The sequence below is a fragment of the Micromonospora sp. NPDC049240 genome (assembly GCF_040647835.1).
In the GTDB taxonomy this organism is placed as follows: domain Bacteria; phylum Actinomycetota; class Actinomycetes; order Mycobacteriales; family Micromonosporaceae; genus Micromonospora.
Map to the genome: position 1 here is coordinate 520,956 of NZ_JBEZCX010000001.1, position 23,041 is coordinate 543,996.

Genomic DNA, 23,041 nt, shown 5'->3' on the forward strand with positions numbered 1-23,041 from the left:
GGGCGGGGCCCCACCCGTCACCCGCGGCCGAGCTTCTCCGTCGGGGTGATGCGGACGATGACGCGCTCCTCGCCCGCGCGCCGCCACGGGTAGGTGTCCTGGCCGAGATACTTCTTCGCCATCCGGTCGATGTGCTCGTCGGCGCCCTCGGTGACGAACTCGACAGTGCCCTTCACCCAGAGCGTGCGGTAGTCGTCCGCCTTGTCCACCACCGACACCGCGACGACCGGGTTGCGGGACATGTTGAGGTACTTCTGCCGGCCCTTGGCGGTGTTGAACACGATGTGCTCCCCGTCGGTGTCCACCCAGACCGGGGTGACGTGCGGGGTGCCGTCGGACTCGATGGTGGCCACGTGCGCGAGCTGCGGCTCGCCGAGCAGGGCCAGGTCTTCTTCGGTGAGGATCGCCATATCCGAGAACGTACCCGCTCGGTGTCCGGTCCAGCCCGGGGTGTGAAGAAGGGGCCCCGCCTATACCGAATGCGTTAAGAAGGGCCCCCGCCTTTCGTCGCTGTGGGGGTGCGGGCGGGTACCGTGTGCGCTGGCCTCGGCGGCGGCCCGCCGGGGGCGTACCCACCCCCCACCTGCAGGGAGTCGACGTGAGCGAGCGTGTGGAGAACCGGTCGGAGGACCAGGCCGCCCCGGCCACCAAGGCCGGGCGGCGGCTGGCCGCCCAGTTGGCCGAGAAGAAGGCCGCCGAGGCGCGCCGGCGCCGGCAGTCGATGCTGGGCGCGGCCGCCGGTGTGCTCGCCGTGGTGGCCCTGGTCGGTGGTCTCGTCTGGCTGAACAGCGGGGACGACGACAAGCCGGCCACCACCGCCTCCTCGGCCAGCCCCAGCGCCCCCGCCGACCAGGCGGAGCCCACCGCGCCGCCCGCGCCGGAGCTGCCCGCCAACGTCGACCCGGCGCTGAAGACCAAGCCGGCGGTCAAGGCCGGCTCCGGTGAGCTGAAGAAGCTGACCGTCACCACGCTGGTCAAGGGCAAGGGGCCGGCGGTGAAGGCCGGGCAGACGATCACCACGAACTACGTGGGCGTCTTCTACAAGGACGGGAAGCAGTTCGACGCGTCCTGGGACAACGGCCAGCCGGCCACCTTCCAGATCGGTGTGGGCCAGGTCATCAAGGGCTGGGACCAGGGCCTGGTCGGCGTGCCGGTGGGCAGCCGCGTGCAGCTCGACCTCCCGGCCGACCTGGCGTACGGCGACAAGGCCGAGGGCGGCCGTCCGGCCGGGCCGCTGCGCTTCGTCGTCGACGTGCTGGCTGCGCAGTAGATCACTCCAGGCTTCCGTCCGGTCACCCAACGGCAGTAGGTTCGTGGTCACCGCGGACGGTCCGTCCGTCCGCGGTGACCCGACCACCGACGCGGAGGTGCACGTGGCGGCGCTTGACGACCCCGGGCTGGCCCGGCAGATGTGGACGCTGTTCGAGCCGGTCCACGCGGTGACCTACTTCCACCCGCGCGCCCGCTCCGCGTTCGAGGCGGTCGGGCTGCGCGGCTACTGGCGCGGCTACTTCGCCGGCCGGGCCGCGCCGCTCGGGCCGGTCGACGCGCCGACGGTGACGGCCGCGTTCTTCAGCTTCGCGCCGCCGATGGTGGCCCGCGCGTTGCCGTCGGTGTGGCGGCTGGCCACCCCGGAGGAGGCGCTGCGCGCCCGGCTCACCGGCGCGGTGCAGGCGCTCGCCGAGTTCACCTACGAGCTGCCCGAGTCGCACCTGGTCGAGGCCGCCGAGCTGCTGGAGGCGGCGGCCGACCGGGTGGACACCGCCGGGCGGGTGCTCGGCGCTGTCAACGCCGCCCTGCCGCGCGGGGAGTACCCGCTGGCCCGGCTCTGGCAGGCCGCCGCCACGCTGCGCGAGCACCGGGGCGACGGGCACGTGGCCGCGCTGGTCGGCACCGGGCTGGAGCCGGTCGAGGTGGTGGCCTGGCGGTGCCGGGTCGACCAGTCGCGCGAGTTCCACCAGCCGGCCCGGGGCTGGACCGACGAGGAGTGGTCCGCCGCCGAGGAGCGGCTGGTCGACAAGGCCTGGCTGACCGCCGACCGGGGGCCGACCCCGCAGGCCACCGCCACGTTCCGGGCCGTCGAGGAGGCCACCGACCGGGCCGCGGCGGGCCCATGGCGGGCGCTGGGCGCGGAGCGTACGGAGCGGCTGCGGGAGCTGCTCGAACCGGTCGCGACGCGCTGCCGCACGATCATCCCGGCGCAGGCCCCGATCGGGTTGCCGGCGCAGCGTTCCGTCGGGGCGACGCTGCCGGGGTGAGCCGGGCCGCCGGCTGGGGCAGGATGGCGGCATGGTGGACGCGGTGCTCTTCGACCTGGACGGCGTGATCGTGGACTCGGAGCCGGTCTGGGAGGACGTCCGGCGGGCGTACGTGGCCGAGCACGGAGGCGTCTGGCAGCCGGACACCCAGCGCCGGCTGATGGGCATGAGCACCGGCGAGTGGGCCGCCTACCTGAGCGGTGAGTTGGGCGTCGACCGGTCGGCCGAGCAGGTCGCCGTCGAGGTGGTGGCGGAGATGACCCGGCGGTACGCGCAGCGCGTACCGCTCATCGACGACGCCGACGCGGTGGTGCGCCGGACGGCCGCGCGGTGGCCGCTGGGGTTGGCCAGTTCCTCGCCGACCCGGCTGATCGCGGCGGCGCTGGAGGCGACGGGCCTGGTCGACGCGTTCGGCGCGACGCTGTCGACGGAGGAGACCGCCCGGGGCAAGCCGGCGCCGGACGTCTGGCTGGCGGTGGCGGCCCGGTTGGGCGTCGACCCGGCCCGGTGCGTGGCGGTGGAGGACTCGTCCAACGGGGTCCGGTCCGCGGCGGCGGCCGGGTGCCGGGTGGTGGCGGTGCCGCACCTGTCGTACCCGCTGGATCCGGACGCCGAGGCGCTCGCCGCCGTGCGGCTTCCCTCGATCGGCGCGCTCACCCCGGAGCTGCTGGCCGGGCTGGGCTGAGACGGGGCCCGGCATGTTCGGCCGGGGTTCGGGTAGCGCATCGGACGACGACGGCGGAGGGACGACGATGAGGGCGATCGTGTACGAGCGCAGCGGGGACGCCTCGGTGCTCCAGGTGGCGGAGCGGCCGGTGCCGGAGCCCGGCCCGGGCGAGGTGCTGGTGCGGATGGCCGTCTCGGGGGTGAACCCGACGGACTGGAAGGCGCGCGAGGCGTGGCCGCTGCCGGCCGGCTGGCAGATCCCGCACCAGGACGGTGCCGGGGTGGTGGAGGCGGTCGGCGAGGGCGTCGACCGGATCCTGATCGGCGAGCGGGTCTGGCTGTGGGAGGCGGCGTGGCAGCGCCCCTGGGGCACCGCGGCGGAGTACACGGTGGTCCCGGTCCGGCACGCGGTGCCGCTCGGGTCGGCCTCGTTCGATCTGGGCGCGGCGCTGGGCATCCCGTTCATGACCGCGCACCGCTGCCTGACCGTCGGCGAGTTCATGTCGGACACGTTGCACGCCGGCGCGTTGAGCGACCACGTGGTGCTGGTGCAGGGCGGGGCAGGCGCCGTGGGCAACGCGGCGATCCAGCTCGCCCGCTGGGCCGACGCCTGCGTGATCACCACGGTGAGCACCCCGGAGAAGGCGCAGCTCGCCGCCGCGGCCGGGGCCGACTTCGTGATCAACTACCGCGAGCAGGACGTGGTCGAGGAGGTCCGCAAGGTCGCGCCCGACGGGGTGCACACGATCGTCGAGGTCTCCGCCGCCCGCAACGCCGCCGCCGACGTGCGGATGCTGCGTACCGGCGGCGCGGTATGCGTCTACGCCGACGACGGCGGCGACGAGGTGACGTTGCCGATCCGGCCGTTGATGGGGCCGAACGCGCGCTGGCAGTTCGTGCTGGTCTACACCGCGCCGAAGGTGGCCAAGGCGCAGGCGGTGACCGACATCGCGGCGGCGGTGGCGCAGGGCGCGATCCGGGTCGGCGCGGAGGCCGGGCTGCCGCTGCACCGGTATCCCCTTGCGGAGACCGCGTCGGCGCAGCAGGCGGTGCGGGACGGCGCGGTGGGCAAGGTGCTGGTCAGCACCGCCGAGGAGTAGGGGATTTCCCCGACACCGGGACAGAGGCGAACAAGTTTCGCAACAATGGCGGTGCGGGTCACCCCGTAACGGACGGGCGGCCCCGGCGCGGTGCGAACGCCGGGGCCGCCCTCTGGGAGGAATGTCCGTGGGAAACGTGTTCCTACCTGTGTAGGCGACGGTACGCCGGAAAGCGTTACGGCGCGGACAGTTCCCGCACCTCAAGCCCGCCGTCGGCGTACCGCGAGCGCACCACCTTCTTGTCGAACTTGCCGACGCTGGTCTTCGGCACCGCGTCGATGAACGCCCAGCGCTCGGGCAACTGCCAGCGGGCCACCGAGCCGGCCAGGAAGTCCCGCAGCTCCTCCGCGGTGACCGAGGCGCCCTCGCGGACCACCACGGTGGCCAGCGGGCGCTCGTCCCAGCGCTCGTCCGGCACACCCACCACGCACGCCTCCAGCACCGCCGGATGCGCCATCAACGCGTTCTCCAGCTCCACCGAGGAGATCCACTCCCCGCCGGACTTGATCACGTCCTTGGCCCGGTCGGTGAGCGTGATGAACCCGTCCGGCGAGAGCGTGCCGACGTCCCCGGTCCGCAGCCAGCCGTCCCGGAACTTCTCGGCGTCCGGCTCGTCGTCGCCGACGTACCGGGCGGTCACCCACGGCCCACGCACCTCCAGCTCGCCCACGGACGCCCCGTCCGCGGGCAGCGGCTCACCCAGCGGCCCGACGATCCGCGCGGCCACCCCGGCCGGGACGCGGCCCTGGGTGTAGCGGTAGCGCCAGGCGTCGTCGCCGGTCGCACCGGCCGGGGCGCGGGACACCGAACCCAGCGGCGACATCTCGGTCATCCCCCAGGCGTGGATGACCTCGATGCCGTGCCGGTCGCGGAACGCGTGCATCAGCGCCGGCGGGCACGCCGAGCCGCCGACGATCACCTCGGTCAGCGAGGACGTGTCCACGTCGTGGGTGTCCAGGTAGGCCAGCAGGTCGGTCCAGATGGTCGGCACCGCGCCGGCCAGCGTGGGCCGCTCGGCGGCGATCATCGCGGCGATCGGCTCGGCCTGGAGGAAGCGGTCCGGCATGATCAGCGAGGCGCCGGAGAGGAACGCCGCGTACGGCAGTCCCCACGACATGGCGTGGAACATCGGCACGATGGCCAGCTCCCGGTCGCCCGGCCCGAGACCGAAGCCCTCCGGCATGCAGACCTGGAGCGAGTGCAGGTAGATCGAACGGTGCGAGTAGGCCACGCCCTTGGGGTGGCCGGTGGTCCCGGACGTGTAGCAGAGCGCCGCCGCGTCCCGCTCGTCCACCTCCGGCCAGTCGAACGTGTCCGGCCGGTCGGCCAGCAGCGCGTCCCAGTGGTGCACGGTGATCCGGTCGCCGGCGGCGGCCACCAGCGGGGCCGGGTCGCCGCCGCCGACCACCACCACGTGCCGCACGGTGGCCAGCTCACCGATCACGCGGGCCAGCAGCGGGATGAGCGTGCTGTCGACGAGCACCACCCGGTCCTGCGCGTGGTTGGCGATGTAGGCGACCTGGTCCGGGAAGAGCCGCAGGTTGAGCGTGTGCAGCACCGCGCCCATGCTCGGCACCGCGAAGTACGCCACCAGGTGCTCGTTGTTGTTCCACATGAAGGTGGCAACCCGCTCGTCACCGGTCACGCCGCACTCGTCGCGCAGCGCGTGCGCCAGCCGGGCGGCGGCGCGCCCCACCTCCGCGTACGTCATCCGGCGGGGTTCGGCGCCGGTCCAGGTGACCACCTCGGCCGTGCCGTGCACGGTGGCGCCGTGTTCGAGGATGCGGGCTACCTGGAGCGGGGCGTCCATCATCGTGCTACGCATGGGTAACAACGTAGTGTCGCCGTTCACACCAGCGGAACCCCCGGAACGGCCGAGCCGGCCGGCAATGCTGCGTAGATTGTCCGGGTGAGCATCTCCTGGGCCGACTCGTACGTCGGGCAGCTCCGCGCGCTGGCCGGTGACCGCACGCTGATGTTCGTCGGCGCCCGCGCCGTGGTGCGCGACAACGCCGCCCGGGTGCTGTTGATCCGGCGCTCCGACAACGGCCAGTGGGCACTGCCGGCCGGCGCGATGGAGCTGGGCGAGTCGATCGCCGACTGCGCGGTCCGCGAGGTCCGCGAGGAGACCGGCCTCCGCGCGCTGCGGGTCAGCGCGTTCGCGCTCTACACCGGCCCGGACCGCACCCACACCAACATGTACGGGCACACCTACCAGGTCTTCACCGCCGCGTTCCGGGTCGACGAGTGGGACGGCGAGCTGTCCCGGTTCACCGACGAGACCACCGACGCCGGCTTCTTCCACCGGACGGAGTTCCCCACCCCGCTCTCGTCGAGCGTCGCCGAGACGCTGGCCGACCTGGACGTCTTCGAGCAGACCAACCGCCTGATCCTGAAATAGGGGCGGCTCACAGCATCGTCTGCGACTTCGCCTCCATCTCGGCGGCGGCCTCGTCCTTCGACTCCTTCGGCAGCGACTTGCCACCCGGCGCGGCGGCCTTCCCGCCCAGCGGGTCCGCGCCGCCGGTGGCGCCCTGCGGGCCGGCGCCGCGGAGCTGGTGGTTCGGCATGGCCAGGGTGACCAGCACCGCCAGCACCGCGATCAGCCCGGTGGTCAGGAAGACCAGGTGCAGCGCGTCGACGAACGAGGACTGGATCGCGGCACGTACCGGGCCGGGCAACGCCAGGATGGTGGCCGGATCGTTGATCGAGATGTTCTCCGTGCCGCCGGCCGCCACCGCCGCCCGCTGCTGCGGCGGGAGCTGGGCGAGCGCGCCCGGCAGCCGGTCGGCCAACGCGCCGGTGAGCCGCGTGGACAGCACCGCGCCCAGGATGGCCACCCCGAACGACCCGCCCAGCGAGCGGAAGAACGTGGCCGAGGAGGTGCCCGCGCCCAGGTCGCGGACGTCCACCGCGTTCTGCACGGCCAGGATCAGCGACTGCATGCACAGCCCCAGCCCGACGCCGATCACCACCATGTAGCCGAACGCGGCCCACAGCGACGTGCCCACCTGGAGCTGGCGGAACAGCAGCATGCCGACCACCAGCACGGCGGCGCCCGTCACCGGGAACCACTTGTACCGGCCGATCCGGCTCATCGCCCGCCCGGTCAGGATCGACGTGACGATGATGCCGGCCATCATCGGCAGCATCAGCAGGCCGCTACGGGTCGGCGAGGCGCCCTTGACGATCTGGAGGTAGAGCGGAATGAAGATGATCGACCCGAACATCACCAGGCCGAGCACGAAGCCGGCGGTGTTGGCCAGCGCGAACGTGCGGCTGCGGAACAGCCGCAGCGGCAGGATCGGCTCCCGGGTCCGGGCCTCCTGGAGCAGGAACGCCACGCCCAGCACCGCACCGGCCACGAACAGCCCGACGATCACGGCGGAGCCCCAGGCGTACGAGGTGCCGCCCCAGCTCAGCGCCAGCAGCAGGCAGCTCACGCCGGCGACCAGCAGCGCCGCGCCGAGCCAGTCGACGGTGTGCTCGCGGCGCTGGAACGGCACCAGCCGCATCACGTGCCAGCAGACCACGATGGCGAGAATCGCCAGCGGCACGTTGAGGTAGAAGATCCACCGCCAGTTGGTCTCCGCGAAGTAGCCGCCGACCAACGGGCCGGCCACCGACGACACGCCGAAGACGGCGCCGAACAGGCCCTGGTAGCGGCCCCGCTCCCGGGGCGGCACCACGTCCGAGATGATGACGAACGCCAGCGTCATCAGGCCGCCCGCGCCGAGCCCCTGCACACCCCGGGTGACGATCAACTGGGTCATGTCCCGCGACAGCCCGGCCAGCAGCGAGCCGACCAGGAACGTGCCGATGGAGAAGAGGAAGACCGGCCGTCGTCCGTACAGGTCGGCCATCTTTCCGTAGAGCGGCGTCGAGGCGGTCGACGCCAGCAGGTACGCGGTGACCACCCACGAGTAGTGGTCGATGCCGCCCAACTCGCCGACGATGGTGGGCAGCGCGGTGCCGACGATGGTCTGGTCGAGCGCGGCCAGCAGCATGCCGGTCATCAGACCGAACATCAGCAGCCGGATCTGGCGGGCGGGCAACGCGGGTGCAGCGGCCTGGGCGGTCATCCCGCTTCCTATCCCACCGGGGGCGGATCATGCCCCCGGTGGGCGGATGAGTTTTCTAGCCGGCGGTGTGCCGGCCCTCGGCGAACTCTTCGACGATCTTGGCGCAGAACGCCGGCAGGTCGTCCGGCTTACGGCTGCTGACCAGCCCGTTGTCGGTGACGACCGCCTCGTCGACCCAGTTGGCGCCGGCGTTCGTGAGGTCGGTGCGCAGGCTCGGCCAGGAGGTGATCCGGCGACCGCGCACCACGTCCGCCTCGACAAGCGTCCACGGGCCGTGGCAGATCACCCCGACCGGCTTGCCGGCGTCGAAGAACGACTTCACGAACCGGACCGCGTCCGGGTCGGCCCGCAGGAAGTCCGGGTTCGCCACGCCGCCGGGCAGCACCAACCCGTCGTACGCGCCGGCGTCCGCCTCCTTGGTGGTGACGTCGACCTGGTACTGCTTGCCGTGGTCCAGGTGGTTGAACGCCTGGATCGAGCCGGACTCGATGGAGACCAGCTCCACCCGGGCGCCGGCGTTCTCCACCGCCTCGCGCGGCTTGGTGTACTCGACCTCCTCGACGCCGTCGGCGGCCAGGAACGCGATCCGCTTGCCCTGAAGTGTCGCTGCCATGCTGCTTCTCCTCTCCGGGTGTGTCTGGACGATTCCCCCGGCCGATGCCCGGAAACCGGACGCACCGGGTGGCCCGCGTCGCAGCCGGGCCGCGGCCGGGCTGGTTTGGCCGGCCGACGCCGGGGGACCCGGGAGGGCATGGCAGGAGCAGCAGCGGAAGAGCGCCGGCTGGCCACCGTGGTGGCGAGCTGGCAGGGGCGTCCCGTGCTGGTCGTCGGCGACGCCATGCTCGACGAGTGGCGGTTCGCCGAGTCGGAGCGGCTCTGCCGGGAGGCGCCCGCGCCGGTCCTCACGCTGCGCCGCCGGATCTCCGCCGCCGGCGGCGCCGCGAACACCGCGGTCAACGTCGCCGCGCTCGGCGGCCGGGCCGCGCTCGTCGCCCCGGTCGGCGCCGACGTGGCCGGCGACGAGCTGCACGACTGCCTGGACCGGGCGACGGTCTGGGACCGGACGGTCAGCCAGCCCGGCCGCCCCACCCCGGTCAAGCGCCGGATGCTCGCCGGCAACCAGATCCTGCTCCGGGAGGACTCCGGCGGCCCGGAGGACACGCTCGACGACGACGGGGTGGCCCGCCTGCTGACCGCGCTGCACTGCGCCACCGAGGAGCTGCGCGCGGTGGCCGCCGGGCAGCCGCTCACGCTTGTGGTCTGCGACTACGGCCTGGGCGCGCTGCCGTCGGCGGTACGCGCCTGGCTGGTCGCCAACCGCGACCTCTACGGCACGGTGGCGCTCGACGCGCACGACCTGGCCGACTGGCGCGGGCTCAACCCGACGGTGGTGACGCCGAGCTTCGCCGAGGCGACCCGGCTGCTGGCCCGCGCCGCCGCCGGGTTCGCCCACGCCGAGCGTGGCGTCGTCCGCACCGGTGACCTGCACCTGGATCATCCGGCGGTGGCCGACGGCCCGTCCGAGCTGGTGGTCGGCGCCGCACCCGGCGGAGCCGGCGAACGGGCGGTGGCCGCGGCCTCCGGCGAGGCCGGTGAACGGGCCTCGCACGCCACGTCCGGCGACCGTACGCCGGGCAGCCCGCACCCCGCCTCCGGCGCGCCGGTGCACGGATCCACCGTGGGCTCGTCCGGGCCGACCGGCGAGCCGACTCCGGGCGAGGAACGGGTGGCGCTGACCGGCAACGGACTCAGCGTCACCGGCACCGGGGTGACCGTGAACGCGGCCGTCGGCGAGGGCGTGGACCGGGCCGAGCTGGCCGAGTCGCGCCTGTCCGAGCTGCGCGCGCACACCGGCGCGGACGTGGTCGCGGTGACCCTGGACACCGACGGCGCGGTGGTCGGCGGCGCCGACGGCTCGCCCCGGCGTAGTCACAGCACGCCGGTCCCGGCCAGCCACGCGGTCGGCGCCGGGGACGCGTATCTGGCGGCCATGACGCTGGCGCTGGCCGCCGAGGCGGGCCTGCCGACCGCCGCGCAGCTCGCCCAGCTCGCCGCCACCATCACGGTCGCCGACACCGGCACCTGCGTGTGCCGCCGGGAGGACCTGCTCACCGCGCTGGGCACCGGCGGCGAGGAGGCCGGGCACCCGGCCCTGGTCGGCGCCGACGAGCTGGCCGCGCTCGTCGACGAGCACCGGCGGTCCGGGCGGTCGGTGGTGTTCACCAACGGCTGCTTCGACGTGCTGCACCCGGGGCACGTCCGCTACCTGACCCAGGCCCGCGCGCTCGGCGACCTGCTGATCGTGGCGGTCAACTCGGACGGCAGCGTACGCCGGCTCAAGGGCCCGGACCGGCCGGTCAACCCGGTCGAGGACCGCATCGCGCTGCTGGCGGCGCTGGCCTGCGTGGACCACGTGGTGGTCTTCGAGGAGGACTCACCGGCCCGGCTGATCGAGGCGGTCCGCCCGGACGTCTACGTCAAGGGCGGCGACTACCCGCCGGAGATGGTGCCGGAGGCGCCGCTGGTCCGCCGGCTCGGCGGCCAGGTCCGCACGCTCGGCTACGTGCCGGACCGCTCCACCTCGGCCATCATCGACCGCATCCGAGCCCAGTCGGTCGGCGAGAGCAGGCCGGCGTGACCCGACCGCTCGACCCGGGCACCCCGGAGCAGTTCCGGCATCCCCGACGGCTCGACGTGCTGATCCCCACCCGCAACCGGCCGGCCGAGCTGGCGGTCACGCTGTCCGGGCTGGCCGCCCAGGAGGGCGTGCCCGGCTTCGGGGTGGTGGTCAGCGACCAGTCCGACGGCGACCCCGCGTACGCGCACCCGGCGGCGGCCACCATGGTCCGGGCGTTGCGCCACCGGGGACACCCGGTGCTGTTGACCCGGCGGCTGCCCCGGCGCGGGCTGGCCGAGCACCGCTCCTACCTGCTGTCCCGCTCGGCGGCCGACGCCGTGCTCTGCCTCGACGACGACGTCTGGCTGGAGCCGGGCACGCTGTCCCGGCTGGTCACCGCGCTGCACGAGCTGGGCTGCGGGTTCGTCGGCAACGCGGTGCACGGGCTCTCCTACGCCGAGGACGTCCGCCCGGACACGCACCGGCACTACGAGGAGTGGCCGGGCCGGCCGGAACCGGAGCGGATCCGGCCGGGCACGCCGGAGTGGCACCGGGCGTCGATCCACCCGGCGGCGAACCTGCTGCACGTCACCGAGAAGCTCGACCTGCCGGTGGGCGCGTGGCGGGCGTACAAGGTCTCCTGGATCGGCGGCTGCGTGCTCTACGACCGGGCGAAGCTGGTCGACGCCGGTGGCTTCGACTTCTGGGAACGGTTGCCCGAGCGGCACCAGGGCGAGGACGTGGCCGCGCAGCTCGCGGTGCTGGAGCGGCACGGCGGCGCCGGCGTGCTGCCCAGCGGGGCCTACCACCTGGAGTCGCCGACCACGGTCACCGAGCGGGACGTGGAGGCGTGGGAGGTCGTGCTCAACGAGTCGGGCGCGGAGGTGTGAGCAGCTCACGGGCCGCCTCCACCACCTCGACGGCCGGCACGTCGGCCACGAACGACACCCGGTGCGGGCAGTCGCCGTCACCGGGGCGGTGCGGGTAGATCCCGGGCGTGCAGTCGACGCCGCAGACCGGGCAACGGGTCGTCCAGGCGGCGATCGGGCGGTGCCGGCCGCGCAGCGGGGACGCGCCGTTGATCAGGTTGCCGACCCAGAAGATGCCCACCGTGGGCGCGCCCACCGCGGCGGCCAGGTGCAGCGGGCCGGTGTCGTTGGAGACCACCAGCGCGCAGTCCGCGTACGCGGCGGCGAGCGCGCCGAGGCTCAGCGTGCCGACCTGCGGGCGCACCGGCACACCGGCCGCCGCGACCACCGCGTCGACCGTCTCCCGCTCGGCGGGCGTGCCGGTGACCAGCACCTCGTACCCGTCCCCGACCAGCACGCGGGCGACCTCGGCGAAGCTCTCCGCCGGCCAGCGCCGCCGGGTGTCGGTGGCGCCCGGGTGCAGCGCCACCCGGGGTCGGCCGGGCGCGCCGAGCACCGCCGCCGCCTCGGCCCGGTCCGCGTCGGTCACCGCCAACGCCGGGGTGATCGTGGTGGCCGGCGCCCCGACCAGCGCGGCCACCTCCAGGTAGCGGATCACCTCGTGCTGGTAGTAGACGTACCGCAGCCAGCGGTCCAGCGGCGGCGCGTCGTCGGCGCGCAGCCCGGCGGTGACCCGGGCGCCGAGCGCGGTGACGAACGGGTTGGAGTTGGCGCCGCCGCCGTGCACCTGCAACGCCAGGTCGAACCGTTCGGCGCGCGCCGCGGCCAGGAAGTCCGCCAGGCCGGTCGGCGACTCGTCCGGGCCGGCGTCGCGGATGCCGGGCGCGGGGGGCACCACCAGCACCCGGTCCACCGGGCCGGGCCGGTCGCGCCACAGCTTCGCGTGCCACGGCGCGCCGAGCAGCACGATCTCCGCCGACGGGTACGCGGCCCGCAGCGCCTCCAGCGCGGGCAGCACGAAGATGAAGTCGCCGAGCGCGTTGGCCCGGAGCACGGCGATCCGCTCGACGTCCGGCACCCGCGCGCCCACCGGACCAAGGGGGAGGCTGGTCACGCCGCCCCTACGGCCGGTCGGTCTCGTCGAGCGTGGTGTCCGGGTGGTGCAGTTCCCGGTCCGCGGCCGGATCGACCGGGGCCGGCGTACGGCCGACGGTGTCGCGCGGGCCGGTGCGGCCGACGGTGATGGTGCGTGGCGCGGGCCGGGCCGCCCGGGGCAGCCGCACCCGGAGCAGGCCGTGGTCCATCACCGCGTCGATCCGCTCGGGGTCGACGCGCGAGGGCAGGTCGACGCGGTACTCGAAGCCCCGGGTGGTGAACCCGCCCGGGATGCCCTGGTCGGCGTTGACCTCGGCCTCCGACCGGGCCCGTACGCACAGTTCCCGCTCGTCCAGCTCGACGGCCACCTCCTCGGGTGCCACGCCGGGCAGCCGGACCGTCACCTCCCAGCCGTCCGCCACCTCGGTGACGTCCACGTCCGGGGTGCCGGAACGGCCGCCGACCAGGCGGCTCAGCTCGGCGCGCAGCGCCTGCAACTCGCCCATCGGGTCCCAGCCCTGCTGGCGACCCCGCCAGCCCCGGCCGCCGTCCGGCTCGGTCATCGCACGTCTCCGATCCGGTGGTTCGCCGAGGTGGGCCGCAGCGAGCTGGACGCGTTGAGGTCGTGGTCCGGGTCGACACCGACGCCGAGCCGGTCCACCAGCTCGCCACCCAGCCAGGCGCTGATCCCGAGGATCGCCACGGCCACCACCTCGATCGCGATCAGCGCACCGCCGGCGTTCCGCGACCCGGCGTTGAGCCGGACCACCCAGACGGCGGCGAAGAGCAGGATCACCGCGATGTTGGCCGCGGCGTGGAGCAGCCCGACCCGCTTGGCGCGGGTGCCGGTCGGCAGGGCGAGCAGGTCGAACGCGCCGGCCCCGGCGGCGAGCAGGCCACCGATCAGGCCGACGGTGATGTTCCAGTACGCGACCTCGCCGAGGAGGTCCGGCCCGCCCACGGTGTCGACCACGTCGAAGATCACAGCGGTGACCAGGAGCGCCACCGGGAACATCACCAGCATCGGGTGCACGGGATGGCCGAGCACTTTCAGTCGGCTCTCCATCGCGGCCTCCATCCGTCGCGTTCCGGACACGCGGTGTGTTCCGGTCCCTGCCCGTCGCTTCCGGGGGCGAACCCGGCGTCCGACGCGCCCCTAGACTGACGATGACGGATTCCGACCCGTCGCGGGCCGGAACCGTCGTCAAGGTCAACGGACGGGGGAGGAAGACGTGACGACGCGGGAGATCACCGACGAGGCGGAGCTGCGCGAGCTGATCGGGGCGCCGATGCCGCGGGCGGTCGCCAAGGAGCGCCGTACGCTGCACCAACGTGACCGGGAGTGGCTGGCCGCCTCGCCGTTCTGCCTGATCGCCACCGCCGGCGCGGACGGCAGTTGCGACGTCTCGCCCAAGGGCGACCCACCCGGCTTCACGCTGGTGCGGGACGACACCACCATCGCCATTCCGGAGCGGCCCGGCAACCGGCGCGCCGACGGCTACCACAACATCCTGGCCAACCCGCACGTCGGGCTGATCTTCCTGATCCCGGGGCGCACCGACACACTGCGGATCAACGGGCGGGCCCGACTGGTCCGGGACGCGCCGTGGTTCGCCGACCTGGAGGTCAAGGGCCACCGGCCGCTGCTCGCCGTCGAGGTGGCGATCGAGCAGATCTTCTACCACTGCGCGAAGGCGTTCCTCCGCTCCGAGCTGTGGCAGCCGGAGACCTGGCAGCCGGACGCGCTACCGTCGCGGCCCCGACTGGTCAAGGAGGTCGAGGCCCCGGCGGAGAGCCTGGCCGACCTGGAACGGCACTACGGCCCCGACTACGCCAAGAAGCTCTACGTCTGAGCGGTCACTTCTGCGGCGCGTACACCGCCGGCACGCCCACGTCGGACAGGGCGCGGGCGAGGTGCGGGGCGGTGGTCTTCACGTAGGCGGCGCCGATGTGCGATCCGCCTCGGTAGATCAGCACGTTGCCGAACACCACCGGGCACCGCTCGGTCGGGCAGATGGCGTCGAACAGGTCGATCATCCTGACCTCGGGCACCCCGGTCACCGCCCGCCGCTGCATCCGGTACGCCTGGTCCTGGTCGTGGAGCACGCGGTCGAACGCGCAGGTGGACAGCCGCTTGCGGTTCTCGTCGGCGCACGCCACCGGCGCGCCCGGCGGCAGCGGGTTGTTCGCCATCACGACGACCTGCGCGCCCACCGAGTCGAGCTTCTTCCAGGAGGCCCGCACGCCCGCGACCATCGCGTCGACCGAGACCCCCTTGCCGGTGGCGTTCAGGGCGGTCGGCGCCGACTGCGAGGTGACCACGTAGTCGGGGCGTTCCCGCAGCAGCCGGCTCAGCAGCGCCCGGTTCCACTCGATGCAGTCGGTGTAGGGCTTGCCGGACTTGTCACCCTTGAGCACCTTGGCGCTGGTGAACGCGCACCCGGCCTTGGCGGCGATCACCAGCTTCCAGTCGTTCTGCTCGGCGAGCACCTGGAACGCCGGCAGCCACTGGTCCATCTTCGAGTCGCCCACCAGGGCGACGGTGGTGGCGCCCTGAGGGTTGCCGTACGTGCACCACAACACCTCGGCGCCCTCGACCTGCTGGAAGCAGTTGTCCCGTTTCGTGACGGGCACGTCCAGGAACCCCTGCCGGATCTGGAGCGGATCCGGCGTGATCACGTCGAACCGCTCCGGCACCGGGCCGATCGGGGCGGTGCCGGGCGTGGTGGACAGCAGCGCCGCGCCCGGCGCGTACCGGCTCTTGGTGGGGACCGCGGCGGCGGCCCAGGCGCCGAGCAGGACCAGCGCCAGGCCGGCGCAGATCCCGGCCATGGTGAAGTTGCCGCCGAGACTCAACGCGAGCCGCGGCGACGTGGCGATCTTCCGGGAGTACCGCAGCGGGTTCTCCACCAGCCGGAACGTGAGCCAGGCGGGAACCACCGAGGCGAGCGCCACCGCCAGTCCCTCGACCGTCGACAGCTCGCCGAAGCGGGCGGCGGCCACGATGAGCATCGGCCAGTGCCACAGGTACAGCGAGTACGACAGGTCACCGACCCAGCGGAACGGGCCGGTGCCGAGCAGCACCACCGGCCCCCGCGACCCCGCCGCCGGGCCGGCCGCGACGACCGCGGCGGCGCCGAGCGTGGGCAGCGCGGCAGCGTACCCGGGCCAGGCCGTCTTGCCGCTCACCAACGCCGCCGCCGCCACGATCGCGGCCAGCCCGAGCCACCCGAGGACGACCGCCACCGCCCGTGGCATCCGCGCGGCCCGCGTCGCGATCAGCGCGACGCCCGCCCCGACGGCGAGTTCCCACAACCGCGTCGTGGAGACGAAGAACGCGCGCGCCGGCGAGTTCGCCGTCTCGACGATCGACCAGACGAACGACGGCACCGCCAGGACCGCGAGACCGACCCACAGGACCGGCCGCACGTTGGTCCGCCGCAGCGCCCGCGCGGCGAGCAGCGCCAGCACGATCAGCAGCGGCCAGACCAGGTAGAACTGCTCCTCGACGGCGAGCGACCAGTAGTGCTGCACCGGCGAGACCACCGCGTTGTCGGCGGCGAGGTAGTCGACCGCCCGGTCGGCGAACCGCCAGTTCACCACGTAGACCGCCGCGGCGGCGATGTCGCCGCCGATGGCCTGCCAGTCGCCGCGGGGCACGAAGAGCCGGACCGCCACCGCGGTCGCCGCGAGCACCACCGTCGCGGCGGGCAGGATCCGCTTGGCCCGGCGCGCGTAGAACCCGACGAGGGAGAGCCGGCCGGTGCGCTCGATCTCGGCGACGATCTGCCCGGTGATCAGGAAGCCGGAGATCACGAAGAAGACGTCGACGCCGACGAAACCGCCGGGCAGGAACGACAGCCCGGCGTGGTAGAGCAGCACCACCGCGACGGCCACGGCGCGGAGGCCGGCGACGTCGCCCCGGAACCGGCTCGGGACGCGCCCGGCCGTCTTCTCCTCGGTGCGGGGATCGTGCCGGGCAACCTGGTTCGTCAACTCCGGGGAAGTCACCGCGATCCTCGAACTCCGGGGGCGTCTGGCCAGGGAACGATAGCGGCTCTCACGGATGCGGGCAATGTCGTACCGGCTGGTCGGGGCCGCCACCGGTGCGGTGCCGGTTCCGCCTCGGACGAGGCCCGACGGCCGACGGGGAACCGGGCTCCGCGCGCCGGTTCCGGACCGTGCGTCAGGACGCCGTGACCATCCACAGGTGGCCGTCCGGGTCGGCGAACGTGGCGGCGTACCCCCATGGCTGTTCGGCCGGCGCCGTCACGACGCGGGCACCCGCGGTCCGGGCCCGGTCGACGACCCGCCGCACCTCGGCGGGATCCGCGGCGGTCAGGCCGAGCACGCACTCGCTGCGGCCCCGCTCGGCGACCTCGTGGTCGCCGATGACCCAGCCGAAACCCCCGCTCGGCACCAGCATCAGGCGCAGGCCGTCGTGCACGGCGAACTGGAGCGGCTCGGGAATGCCGTCCGCCGCCGGCTCACCGACCGTCGGCCAGCCGAGCGCCTCGGCGTAGAAGCGGTGCGCGGTCACGCGGTCGGCGATCGGCAGGCTGACGGTCACGGGCGAGGTGGGCACGGTGGCGACTCCAGGTCTGGACGGAAGGAGCGGTCACCGGATGGACCGGCCAGCCGGTCACGAATCATCGGCGCGCGGTCAGGAGGTGCAGAACGGTGCCGGCCGGGTGAGACCGAGTTCCCGACAGTCCCATTCGCTGCCCTGTTCCTGGTACCGCCAACCCGCATCGGACGTGTAGTGGAACAGGTAGCGGACGTCGCCGTCGGCCGGGCGCTTCACGTCGACCGCCGCCCACGTCTCCGCGCACTGCACACCGGTGGACGCGAAGGACCAGCCCGGTGGCAGTTCGACCAGGTCACCCAAGGTTTCGATGGACGGACAGTCGGGTTGCCCGGGAGCCGCCGCGGGAGGCGTCGCCGGGTCGGACCAGTGGCTGACGGCGAAGGCGACCGTACCGCCGACGGCGAACACCAGCGCTGCGGCTGCGGCGCCGGTGGTGACGGTTGCCCGCCGGTGCAACTGCCGCGACCTGCGCAGGGTCCGCTCGTACAGGTCGGCGCTGCCGCCGTGCTCGCTCAGATCGGACATGGCCTGACGCAGCGGCCCGAGGTTGTCGGTCATCAGGCCTCCTCCATCACGGCCGAGAGCAACTCGGGCGCGATCTCCCGCATGCGGGACAGCGCCTTGCTGGTCTGACTCTTGATCGTGCCGACCGAACACTGCAGAAGCTGCGCGGCCTCGGCCTCGCTGCGGTCCTCGAAGAAGCGGATCACCAGCACCGCGCGCTGTCGCGGGGTGAGTTGGGCGAGCGCCTGGTGCAGGGCGAGCTTGAGATCGGTACGGCCGGCGTGGTCACTCCCGGGCTGGACCACGTCGGCCAGTTCCCCGGGCAGGGACTCGACCACCCTGCGGCGCCGCCACCAGCTCACCTGCTGGTGGTACATCGCGGTACGGGTGTAGGCCTCGAAGTGCCCCGGATCGTGCAGCCGCCGCCGGCCCCGATGGGTTCGGGCCAGCGCGTCCTGCACCAGGTCCTCGGCGAGGTGACGGTCGCCGGTCAGCAGGAACGCCGTCCGGAGCAACGCGGACGAGCGGGTCCGGACGAACTCCCGGAACTGATCGTCGATCGAGTCCGCCATGCCCCGCTCGCATCCCCAGGTGCCCGCACAGGTGGTCAGGGCGCGACGGCATCGGTGCGGCCGGCTGACTGTGGCGCACACCGTAGTCAGTGTGCGCCGCAGCGCGCAACCGCGGTCGAGCTGATCAGCCGGAGACGCAGAACGGCGCCGGCTCGGTGAGGCCGAGGTCCGTGCAGTCGTATCCGCTGCCCTCGCCGTAGTACTTCCAGCCCGTACCGGCCGTGTGGTGGAACAGGTAGACGCCGTCACCGGTCTTCGGGCCCTGCGGGACGGCGCCCGCCCAGCCCTGCACGCACTCGACACTGCCGAAGGTCGTGCCGTTCGGCAGCTCGACGAGCTTCTGCAGGTCCGTCCCCGAGGGACAGTCGGCGCTCCGGACACCCCCGGCCGCCTTGGCGGTCACCGTGGGCGTGGCACCGGGGGTGCCGTTCGTCGGGGCAGCCGAGGCCGGAGCGGATGCGGTCGCGCCGGTGCCGGGTTCCTCCGTGGCGGCACAGGCGGTGAGTACGAAAAGGACGGTGGCAGCGGGCAGCAGCAGACGACGTGCAGACATTTCCGGGCCCCTATGGATCGTGGCGATCGTTGCTTACATCCGGGTACATGCGATCCACCGCCCGCAGGTTGCCGCCACCCGGAACTATTTCTCCGGATCTTCGGCGGCCCCGTCCGCCATAGACGAAATTGAGCCCCTGGCCAGCACTTCTGCTGGCCAGGGGCTCATCTGGAGCCGCCTGACGGAATCGAACCGTCGACCTACGCATTACGAGTGCGTCGCTCTAGCCGACTGAGCTAAGGCGGCAACGACCACCAAGTGTACGGCACGCGCCGCCGGGAGCCGAACCGGATCCCCCTCGTCCGGAACCGGACAACCGGGCCCCTCGGCCCCGGCACGGGAGAGACTTCCCGCCCGGTCCGGACTACCCTGCGGCGGGTGAGCGACGACCACGTACCGCCGCGACAGCCGGACCCGGAGGTGCGCCCGGGCGAGCGGGCCAGCCGTCGGCCGCACAGCCTGGACCCGCGGGAACTGGGTTTCACCCCGCGCCGGCCGGTGCCCTGGCTCGCGCCGCTGCTGCTGATCAGCACCGGCCTGCGGACGCTGCTGGCCATGCTGTTCGGGGCGTACCTGGACAAGCGGGAGTTGCAGAACGCGTTCGGCGACGACACGTTCCGGCAGGTCGGGCCGGACGGCGGGCTCTGGCTGGACTACGTGGCCGACCTGGGCGACGGCTTCGACGCCACGTACTCGATCGCCTACCTGCTGGCCCAGCCGGAGCTGACCGTGGACGGGCACCGGCTGCCTCGGGCGCAGACGCTGGTGATGGGCGGCGACCAGGTCTATCCGTCGGCCGGCTACGAGGCGTACGAGGACCGGTGCAAGGGCCCGTACCAGGCGGCGCTGCCGGTCGCCCCGCCGGAGCGGCCGACGCTCTTCGCGGTCCCCGGCAACCACGACTGGTACGACGGCCTGACCGCGTTCCTGCGGCTGTTCGTGCGCTCCCGGGACCGCCACTTCGCCGGCTGGGGCACCGGCCAGTCCCGCTCCTACTTCGCGGTGGAGCTGCCGGCCGGGTGGTGGCTGCTGGGCCTCGACGACCAGTCCGGCTCGTACCTGGACGACCCACAGCTCACCTACTTCGACGCGGTGGCCCGCAAGCTCACCCCGCGGTCGCGGGTGATCGTGGCGGTGCCGGCGCCGACGTGGGTCAAGGCCGCCGACCACCCCAACGCGTACGACTCGGTCGACTACTTCATCCGCACCATCGTGGCGCCCACCGGGGCCCAGGTCCGGGTGCTGGTCTCCGGCGACCTGCACCACTACGCCCGGTACGCCGGCCCGGAGCGGCAGCTCATCACCTGCGGTGGCGGTGGCGCGTACCTCTACCCGACGCACCAGCTTCCCCAGCGGCTGGAGGTGCCGCCGCGGGACACGCTGACCCGACGGGCCAGCCGCACCCGCGAGTACGACCTGGCCGCCCGCTATCCGGAGAAGGCCCGCTCCCGCCGGTACGGCTGGGGGATCTTCCGCCGGCTGCCGTTGCGCAACCCGGGCTTCACCACGCTGCTCGGCACGCTGCACACGCTGCTGATGCTGGCCATGGCCGGCGTGACGGCGCAGCGCGCCGACGCCACCGCGCAGCGGCTGTTCAGCGTCCCGCTGGTGGCGATGCTCGCGGTGACGTTGCTGGGCGCGGCGTTCTTCGCGAAGCCGCCCAGCGCGGGCGGCAAGCGGCACGCCCGGCACTGGATCCTCGGGGTGGCGCACGGGGTGGCGCAGGTGACGTTGGCAGCCGGCGGCACCTGGCTCTGGCTGCACCTGCCGTTCTACGACTGGCCGTGGCCGCTGCCGGCGGTCGCCGCGGCGGTGCTCTACGGCCCGGTCAGCGGGCTGGTCGCCAGTCAACTGGTGGCGCTCTACCTGCTGGTGGCGGGCGTGTTCGGAGTGAACCTGAACGAGTTGTTCGCCGGTCAGGGCATCGAGGACTCGAAGGCGTTCCTCCGGTTCCGATTCGACCCCGACGGCACGGTGACGATCTACCCCGTCGCGCTGGACCGGGTGTCCCACGCCTGGCAGCTCAACCCGGACCAGTCCGCCACGGCCCCGTGGCTGACTCCGAAGACCCCGCTGACTCCCCGCCTGGCCGAACCCCCCATCACGCTCCGCTGACCGCCCCCGCCGGCGGTCAGGGGGTGGGGTTGTAGTGCTGGTCGTGGGACTGGCGGGGGGCGCAGACGGAGGCCCGGCTGCACTGGCAGCGGGAGCCGTCGGCGTCCAGGCGGACCGTGACGGCGTCGCGCGGAACGCTGTGGCCGACCACCTTGCCCTCGCCCTGCGGGGTCTCCACCCGGGTGCCGACCGCCGGAGCGGACTCCTGGAACCGCTGATACAGAGGATGCCCTCACTATGGCGAAGGCAGCACTTCTGATAGCCTGCGGCGATGGCAGACGAGAAGCGCATCGACCACTACCAGCGTCAACCCAAGGATGCCACGGCTCCGGCCAGCGAGGACGCCCAGAAGCAGGCGATCCGCGAGCTGGTCGAGAAGCTCGGCGCGATCGTCGAGGAGGCCCACAACGAGTTGGCCCGGGAGCGCCTGCGCCACCGGATGCAGCGGGGCGAGATCGACGTCATTCGCAGCGAGGACGTGCCAGAGTGACCCCGCCCCGCATCAAGAGCGCCGCCCGTCGCCGGGCCATGAAGGCGGCATCCAGCCCGTTCACCAGCCTGCGGTGCGTCCTGTACCTGCGGATGAGCCTGGACCGGACGGGCGAGGGTGCCGGCATCGAGCGCCAGGAAGAGGCGTGCCGAGCCCTCGCGCTGGCTCGCGGCTGGGAGGTGGTCGAGGTTGTCGACGACACCATCTCCGCGAAGGACTACGCCCTGGGCGATCGGCCCGGCTGGCAGCGCGTGGTCAAGCTGATCGAGGCCGGCGAGGTTGACGTCGTCGTGGCCTGGCATCTGGACCGAGTCACCCGCAGCATGAAGGATCTCGAATCCCTGATCGACCTGGCGATCGAGCGTGGCGTCGGCCTGGCTACCGCCACGGGGGACATCGACCTGACCACGGATGTCGGCCGGATGGTCGCCCGGATCCTGGCTGCCGTCGCCACTGCCGAGGTCGAGCGCAAGGCTGAGCGGCAGATCCTGGCCAACGACCAACGAGTCAGGGAGGGCAGGCCGCAGTGGATTCGCCGGCCCTTCGGCTACGAGCTGGACGGCACGCTGCGCGAGGAGGAGGCGCACGCTGTACTGGCGGCCTACGAGGGCGTGCTCAAGGGCAAGGCGTTGACCGCCATCGCCCGGGAGTGGAATGAGGCGGGCTTCACCACGTCCGCGCCGGACTCCGAGACCGCACGCCCCCGGGCACCCCGTAAGCGGAACTACGATCCGACCAGGCGCTGGAACAACGTCGCGGTGCGGCTCCTGCTCCAGGCTCCACGGAACATGGCCAAGTCCACGCTCTACGGCGAGATCATGGGCGAGGGGAGGTGGCAGCCGATCGTGGATGAACCGCTGTGGCGCGCGGTGAACGCGAGACTGGCCGACCGGGCACGACCGGACTCCGGCGGCGGGAGGCTGGCCAACCTGCTCTCCGGCATCGCGACCTGCTCGGCCTGCAATGGGTCGATCAGCGTCTACCGGCGTCGCAATGGAGAGAAGGTCTACGTCTGCCGGGGCCTGGACAAGCAGCCCGAGCTGGGTCGGGGGCATTGCTCGATCGGCGTCGACTTCGCCGATGCGCAGATCATCCGCAGGCTGGTCATGCAGATGGAGGCGACCGGCCGGGTCACGTTCCATCCCCAGCCAGCGACCATCGACACCACCGACCTGGTCAACCGCCAGGGCGAGATCGCCCAGCTCATGGCCGAGCTGGTCGAAGACCGGACGAGCGGCCTGATCGACCGGGCCGCCCTGCATGCCGGTACCGCGAAGCTGCGAGCCGAGCTGGCCGAGATCCAGGAGGCCATTGCCGTAGCCGGCGGACAGGGCCCGGCCGAGGAGATCGACATCGAGGCGGCGTACGACGAGTTCGAGGCTCTGGACCTGGGCGAACAGCGGGAGATCCTGCGCGGGGCGTTCGACTTCATCCGGATCATCCCGCGCGGCAAGGGCAGACGAAAGGCAGGCGAGCCGGCATGGCGGCCGGCCCTGGTGCAGACGGAGTTCACGCCGGCCTGGTCCTGAAAC

General features: G+C 73.1%; 23 protein-coding genes, 1 tRNA gene and 1 pseudogene. 11 read left to right on the forward strand and 14 right to left on the reverse strand.

The genetic code is table 11. From position 1 onward, the window contains the following. Window positions 1–17: 17 nt before the first annotated feature. Window positions 18–410, reverse strand: coding sequence for a PPOX class F420-dependent oxidoreductase (locus AB0B02_RS02545; protein WP_281943457.1), 393 nt, complete (start codon window positions 408–410; stop codon window positions 18–20). Window positions 411–598: 188 nt separating this feature from the next. On the opposite strand from AB0B02_RS02545, the gene AB0B02_RS02550 reads away from it, so the two are divergent. From AB0B02_RS02550 to AB0B02_RS02565, 4 genes are all read left to right on the forward strand, one after another. Then, window positions 599–1,270: an FKBP-type peptidyl-prolyl cis-trans isomerase gene (locus AB0B02_RS02550; protein ID WP_281943459.1), complete on the forward strand. Its 672-nt coding sequence runs from the start codon at window positions 599–601 to the stop codon at window positions 1,268–1,270. 139 nt (window positions 1,271–1,409) lie between these two features. Then, entirely contained in the window at window positions 1,410–2,258 is an 849-nt protein-coding gene (locus AB0B02_RS02555) for a hypothetical protein (protein ID WP_357295845.1), read from the forward strand. Between the two features lie 31 nt (window positions 2,259–2,289). Then, on the forward strand, window positions 2,290–2,943 hold the full coding sequence (locus tag AB0B02_RS02560) for an HAD family phosphatase (RefSeq protein ID WP_357294909.1): 654 nt from the start codon (window positions 2,290–2,292) through the stop codon (window positions 2,941–2,943). A 67-nt stretch (window positions 2,944–3,010) separates the two neighbouring features. Then, complete coding sequence (locus tag AB0B02_RS02565; protein ID WP_357294914.1) at window positions 3,011–4,024, forward strand: NADPH:quinone reductase; 1,014 nt, start codon at window positions 3,011–3,013, stop codon at window positions 4,022–4,024. 175 nt (window positions 4,025–4,199) lie between these two features. Here the strand turns inward: AB0B02_RS02565 and AB0B02_RS02570 are convergent, their stop codons facing one another. Further along, window positions 4,200–5,849, reverse strand: a complete 1,650-nt coding sequence (locus AB0B02_RS02570; RefSeq protein WP_357294919.1) for a fatty acid--CoA ligase — start codon at window positions 5,847–5,849, stop codon at window positions 4,200–4,202. 84 nt (window positions 5,850–5,933) lie between these two features. Here AB0B02_RS02570 and AB0B02_RS02575 point away from each other — a divergent pair, with 84 nt between their 5' ends. Beyond that, window positions 5,934–6,425 (forward strand): NUDIX domain-containing protein, encoded by a 492-nt coding sequence (locus tag AB0B02_RS02575; RefSeq protein ID WP_281943468.1) that lies wholly within the window; start codon window positions 5,934–5,936, stop codon window positions 6,423–6,425. A gap of 7 nt (window positions 6,426–6,432) precedes the next feature. Here AB0B02_RS02575 and AB0B02_RS02580 read toward each other — a convergent pair whose 3' ends face one another. Together AB0B02_RS02580 and AB0B02_RS02585 are read right to left on the reverse strand one after the other, a co-directional pair. Further along, window positions 6,433–8,106 carry an MDR family MFS transporter gene (locus AB0B02_RS02580; RefSeq protein WP_357294932.1) on the reverse strand — a complete coding sequence of 558 codons (1,674 nt, stop codon included), beginning with the start codon at window positions 8,104–8,106 and terminating at the stop codon, window positions 6,433–6,435. Window positions 8,107–8,161: 55 nt separating this feature from the next. Continuing rightward, entirely contained in the window at window positions 8,162–8,719 is a 558-nt protein-coding gene (locus tag AB0B02_RS02585) for a type 1 glutamine amidotransferase domain-containing protein (RefSeq protein WP_357294939.1), read from the reverse strand. Between the two features lie 138 nt (window positions 8,720–8,857). Between AB0B02_RS02585 and rfaE2 the strand changes: the two genes are divergently transcribed. Beyond that, complete coding sequence (gene rfaE2 / locus AB0B02_RS02590; RefSeq protein WP_357294946.1) at window positions 8,858–10,744, forward strand: D-glycero-beta-D-manno-heptose 1-phosphate adenylyltransferase; 1,887 nt, start codon at window positions 8,858–8,860, stop codon at window positions 10,742–10,744. Next, window positions 10,741–11,613 carry a glycosyltransferase gene (locus tag AB0B02_RS02595; protein ID WP_357294949.1) on the forward strand — a complete coding sequence of 291 codons (873 nt, stop codon included), beginning with the start codon at window positions 10,741–10,743 and terminating at the stop codon, window positions 11,611–11,613. The genes rfaE2 and AB0B02_RS02595 overlap by 4 nt, the downstream gene beginning before the upstream one ends. Here the strand turns inward: AB0B02_RS02595 and AB0B02_RS02600 are convergent. The 3 genes from AB0B02_RS02600 to AB0B02_RS02610 are packed head-to-tail and all read right to left on the reverse strand — an operon-like array spanning window position 11,588 to window position 13,753. After that, on the reverse strand, window positions 11,588–12,706 hold the full coding sequence (locus AB0B02_RS02600) for a glycosyltransferase family 9 protein (RefSeq protein WP_357294956.1): 1,119 nt from the start codon (window positions 12,704–12,706) through the stop codon (window positions 11,588–11,590). The genes AB0B02_RS02595 and AB0B02_RS02600 overlap by 26 nt on opposite strands. Before the next feature lie 7 nt (window positions 12,707–12,713). Next, window positions 12,714–13,250: an Hsp20/alpha crystallin family protein gene (locus AB0B02_RS02605; protein WP_281943480.1), complete on the reverse strand. Its 537-nt coding sequence runs from the start codon at window positions 13,248–13,250 to the stop codon at window positions 12,714–12,716. Then, window positions 13,247–13,753 carry a DUF2231 domain-containing protein gene (locus tag AB0B02_RS02610; protein ID WP_281943482.1) on the reverse strand — a complete coding sequence of 169 codons (507 nt, stop codon included), beginning with the start codon at window positions 13,751–13,753 and terminating at the stop codon, window positions 13,247–13,249. The genes AB0B02_RS02605 and AB0B02_RS02610 overlap by 4 nt, the downstream gene beginning before the upstream one ends. Window positions 13,754–13,919: 166 nt before the next feature. On the opposite strand from AB0B02_RS02610, the gene AB0B02_RS02615 reads away from it, so the two are divergent. Next, complete coding sequence (locus tag AB0B02_RS02615; protein WP_281943484.1) at window positions 13,920–14,540, forward strand: pyridoxamine 5'-phosphate oxidase family protein; 621 nt, start codon at window positions 13,920–13,922, stop codon at window positions 14,538–14,540. A 4-nt stretch (window positions 14,541–14,544) separates the two neighbouring features. On the opposite strand, the gene AB0B02_RS02620 is transcribed toward AB0B02_RS02615, so the two are convergent. From AB0B02_RS02620 to AB0B02_RS02645, 6 genes are all read right to left on the reverse strand, one after another. Then, entirely contained in the window at window positions 14,545–16,698 is a 2,154-nt protein-coding gene (locus AB0B02_RS02620; protein ID WP_281943486.1) for an acyltransferase family protein, read from the reverse strand. 175 nt (window positions 16,699–16,873) lie between these two features. Further along, window positions 16,874–17,272: a VOC family protein gene (locus tag AB0B02_RS02625; RefSeq protein ID WP_281943489.1), complete on the reverse strand. Its 399-nt coding sequence runs from the start codon at window positions 17,270–17,272 to the stop codon at window positions 16,874–16,876. Between the two features lie 78 nt (window positions 17,273–17,350). After that, window positions 17,351–17,833, reverse strand: coding sequence for a hypothetical protein (locus AB0B02_RS02630; protein WP_281943491.1), 483 nt, complete (start codon window positions 17,831–17,833; stop codon window positions 17,351–17,353). Beyond that, a complete protein-coding gene (locus AB0B02_RS02635) occupies window positions 17,833–18,351 on the reverse strand; it encodes a SigE family RNA polymerase sigma factor (protein WP_281943493.1) in 519 nt (172 codons plus the stop codon). The genes AB0B02_RS02630 and AB0B02_RS02635 overlap by 1 nt, the downstream gene beginning before the upstream one ends. 124 nt (window positions 18,352–18,475) lie before the next feature. Then, on the reverse strand, window positions 18,476–18,904 hold the full coding sequence (locus AB0B02_RS02640) for a hypothetical protein (protein ID WP_281943495.1): 429 nt from the start codon (window positions 18,902–18,904) through the stop codon (window positions 18,476–18,478). Between the two features lie 169 nt (window positions 18,905–19,073). Beyond that, window positions 19,074–19,150 (reverse strand) — tRNA-Thr (locus tag AB0B02_RS02645). A gap of 174 nt (window positions 19,151–19,324) precedes the next feature. On the opposite strand from AB0B02_RS02645, the gene AB0B02_RS02650 reads away from it, so the two are divergent. Continuing rightward, entirely contained in the window at window positions 19,325–21,019 is a 1,695-nt protein-coding gene (locus AB0B02_RS02650; RefSeq protein ID WP_357295850.1) for a metallophosphoesterase, read from the forward strand. 16 nt (window positions 21,020–21,035) lie between these two features. Here AB0B02_RS02650 and AB0B02_RS02655 read toward each other — a convergent pair. Then, window positions 21,036–21,271: pseudogene (locus tag AB0B02_RS02655) on the reverse strand (regulatory iron-sulfur-containing complex subunit RicT); the annotation flags it as partial. 19 nt (window positions 21,272–21,290) lie between these two features. Between AB0B02_RS02655 and AB0B02_RS02660 the strand changes: the two are divergent. Further along, window positions 21,291–21,509 (forward strand): hypothetical protein, encoded by a 219-nt coding sequence (locus AB0B02_RS02660; RefSeq protein ID WP_357294998.1) that lies wholly within the window; start codon window positions 21,291–21,293, stop codon window positions 21,507–21,509. Next, window positions 21,506–23,038, forward strand: coding sequence for a recombinase family protein (locus AB0B02_RS02665; RefSeq protein ID WP_357295004.1), 1,533 nt, complete (start codon window positions 21,506–21,508; stop codon window positions 23,036–23,038). Before AB0B02_RS02660 ends, AB0B02_RS02665 begins: the two co-directional genes overlap by 4 nt. Window positions 23,039–23,041 lie beyond the last annotated feature (3 nt).

Coding starts and splice junctions, on each gene's coding strand:
- AB0B02_RS02545 (WP_281943457.1), bottom strand. CDS start 410: ATGGCGATCCTCACCGAAGAAGACCTGGCCCTGCTCGGCGAGCCGCAG.
- AB0B02_RS02555 (WP_357295845.1), top strand. CDS start 1,410: ATGTGGACGCTGTTCGAGCCGGTCCACGCGGTGACCTACTTCCACCCG.
- AB0B02_RS02560 (WP_357294909.1), top strand. CDS start 2,290: ATGGTGGACGCGGTGCTCTTCGACCTGGACGGCGTGATCGTGGACTCG.
- AB0B02_RS02565 (WP_357294914.1), top strand. CDS start 3,011: ATGAGGGCGATCGTGTACGAGCGCAGCGGGGACGCCTCGGTGCTCCAG.
- AB0B02_RS02570 (WP_357294919.1), bottom strand. CDS start 5,849: ATGCGTAGCACGATGATGGACGCCCCGCTCCAGGTAGCCCGCATCCTC.
- AB0B02_RS02580 (WP_357294932.1), bottom strand. CDS start 8,106: ATGACCGCCCAGGCCGCTGCACCCGCGTTGCCCGCCCGCCAGATCCGG.
- AB0B02_RS02585 (WP_357294939.1), bottom strand. CDS start 8,719: ATGGCAGCGACACTTCAGGGCAAGCGGATCGCGTTCCTGGCCGCCGAC.
- rfaE2 (WP_357294946.1), top strand. CDS start 8,858: ATGGCAGGAGCAGCAGCGGAAGAGCGCCGGCTGGCCACCGTGGTGGCG.
- AB0B02_RS02605 (WP_281943480.1), bottom strand. CDS start 13,250: ATGACCGAGCCGGACGGCGGCCGGGGCTGGCGGGGTCGCCAGCAGGGC.
- AB0B02_RS02610 (WP_281943482.1), bottom strand. CDS start 13,753: ATGGAGAGCCGACTGAAAGTGCTCGGCCATCCCGTGCACCCGATGCTG.
- AB0B02_RS02630 (WP_281943491.1), bottom strand. CDS start 17,833: ATGACCGACAACCTCGGGCCGCTGCGTCAGGCCATGTCCGATCTGAGC.
- AB0B02_RS02635 (WP_281943493.1), bottom strand. CDS start 18,351: ATGGCGGACTCGATCGACGATCAGTTCCGGGAGTTCGTCCGGACCCGC.
- AB0B02_RS02640 (WP_281943495.1), bottom strand. CDS start 18,904: ATGTCTGCACGTCGTCTGCTGCTGCCCGCTGCCACCGTCCTTTTCGTA.
- AB0B02_RS02660 (WP_357294998.1), top strand. CDS start 21,291: ATGGCAGACGAGAAGCGCATCGACCACTACCAGCGTCAACCCAAGGAT.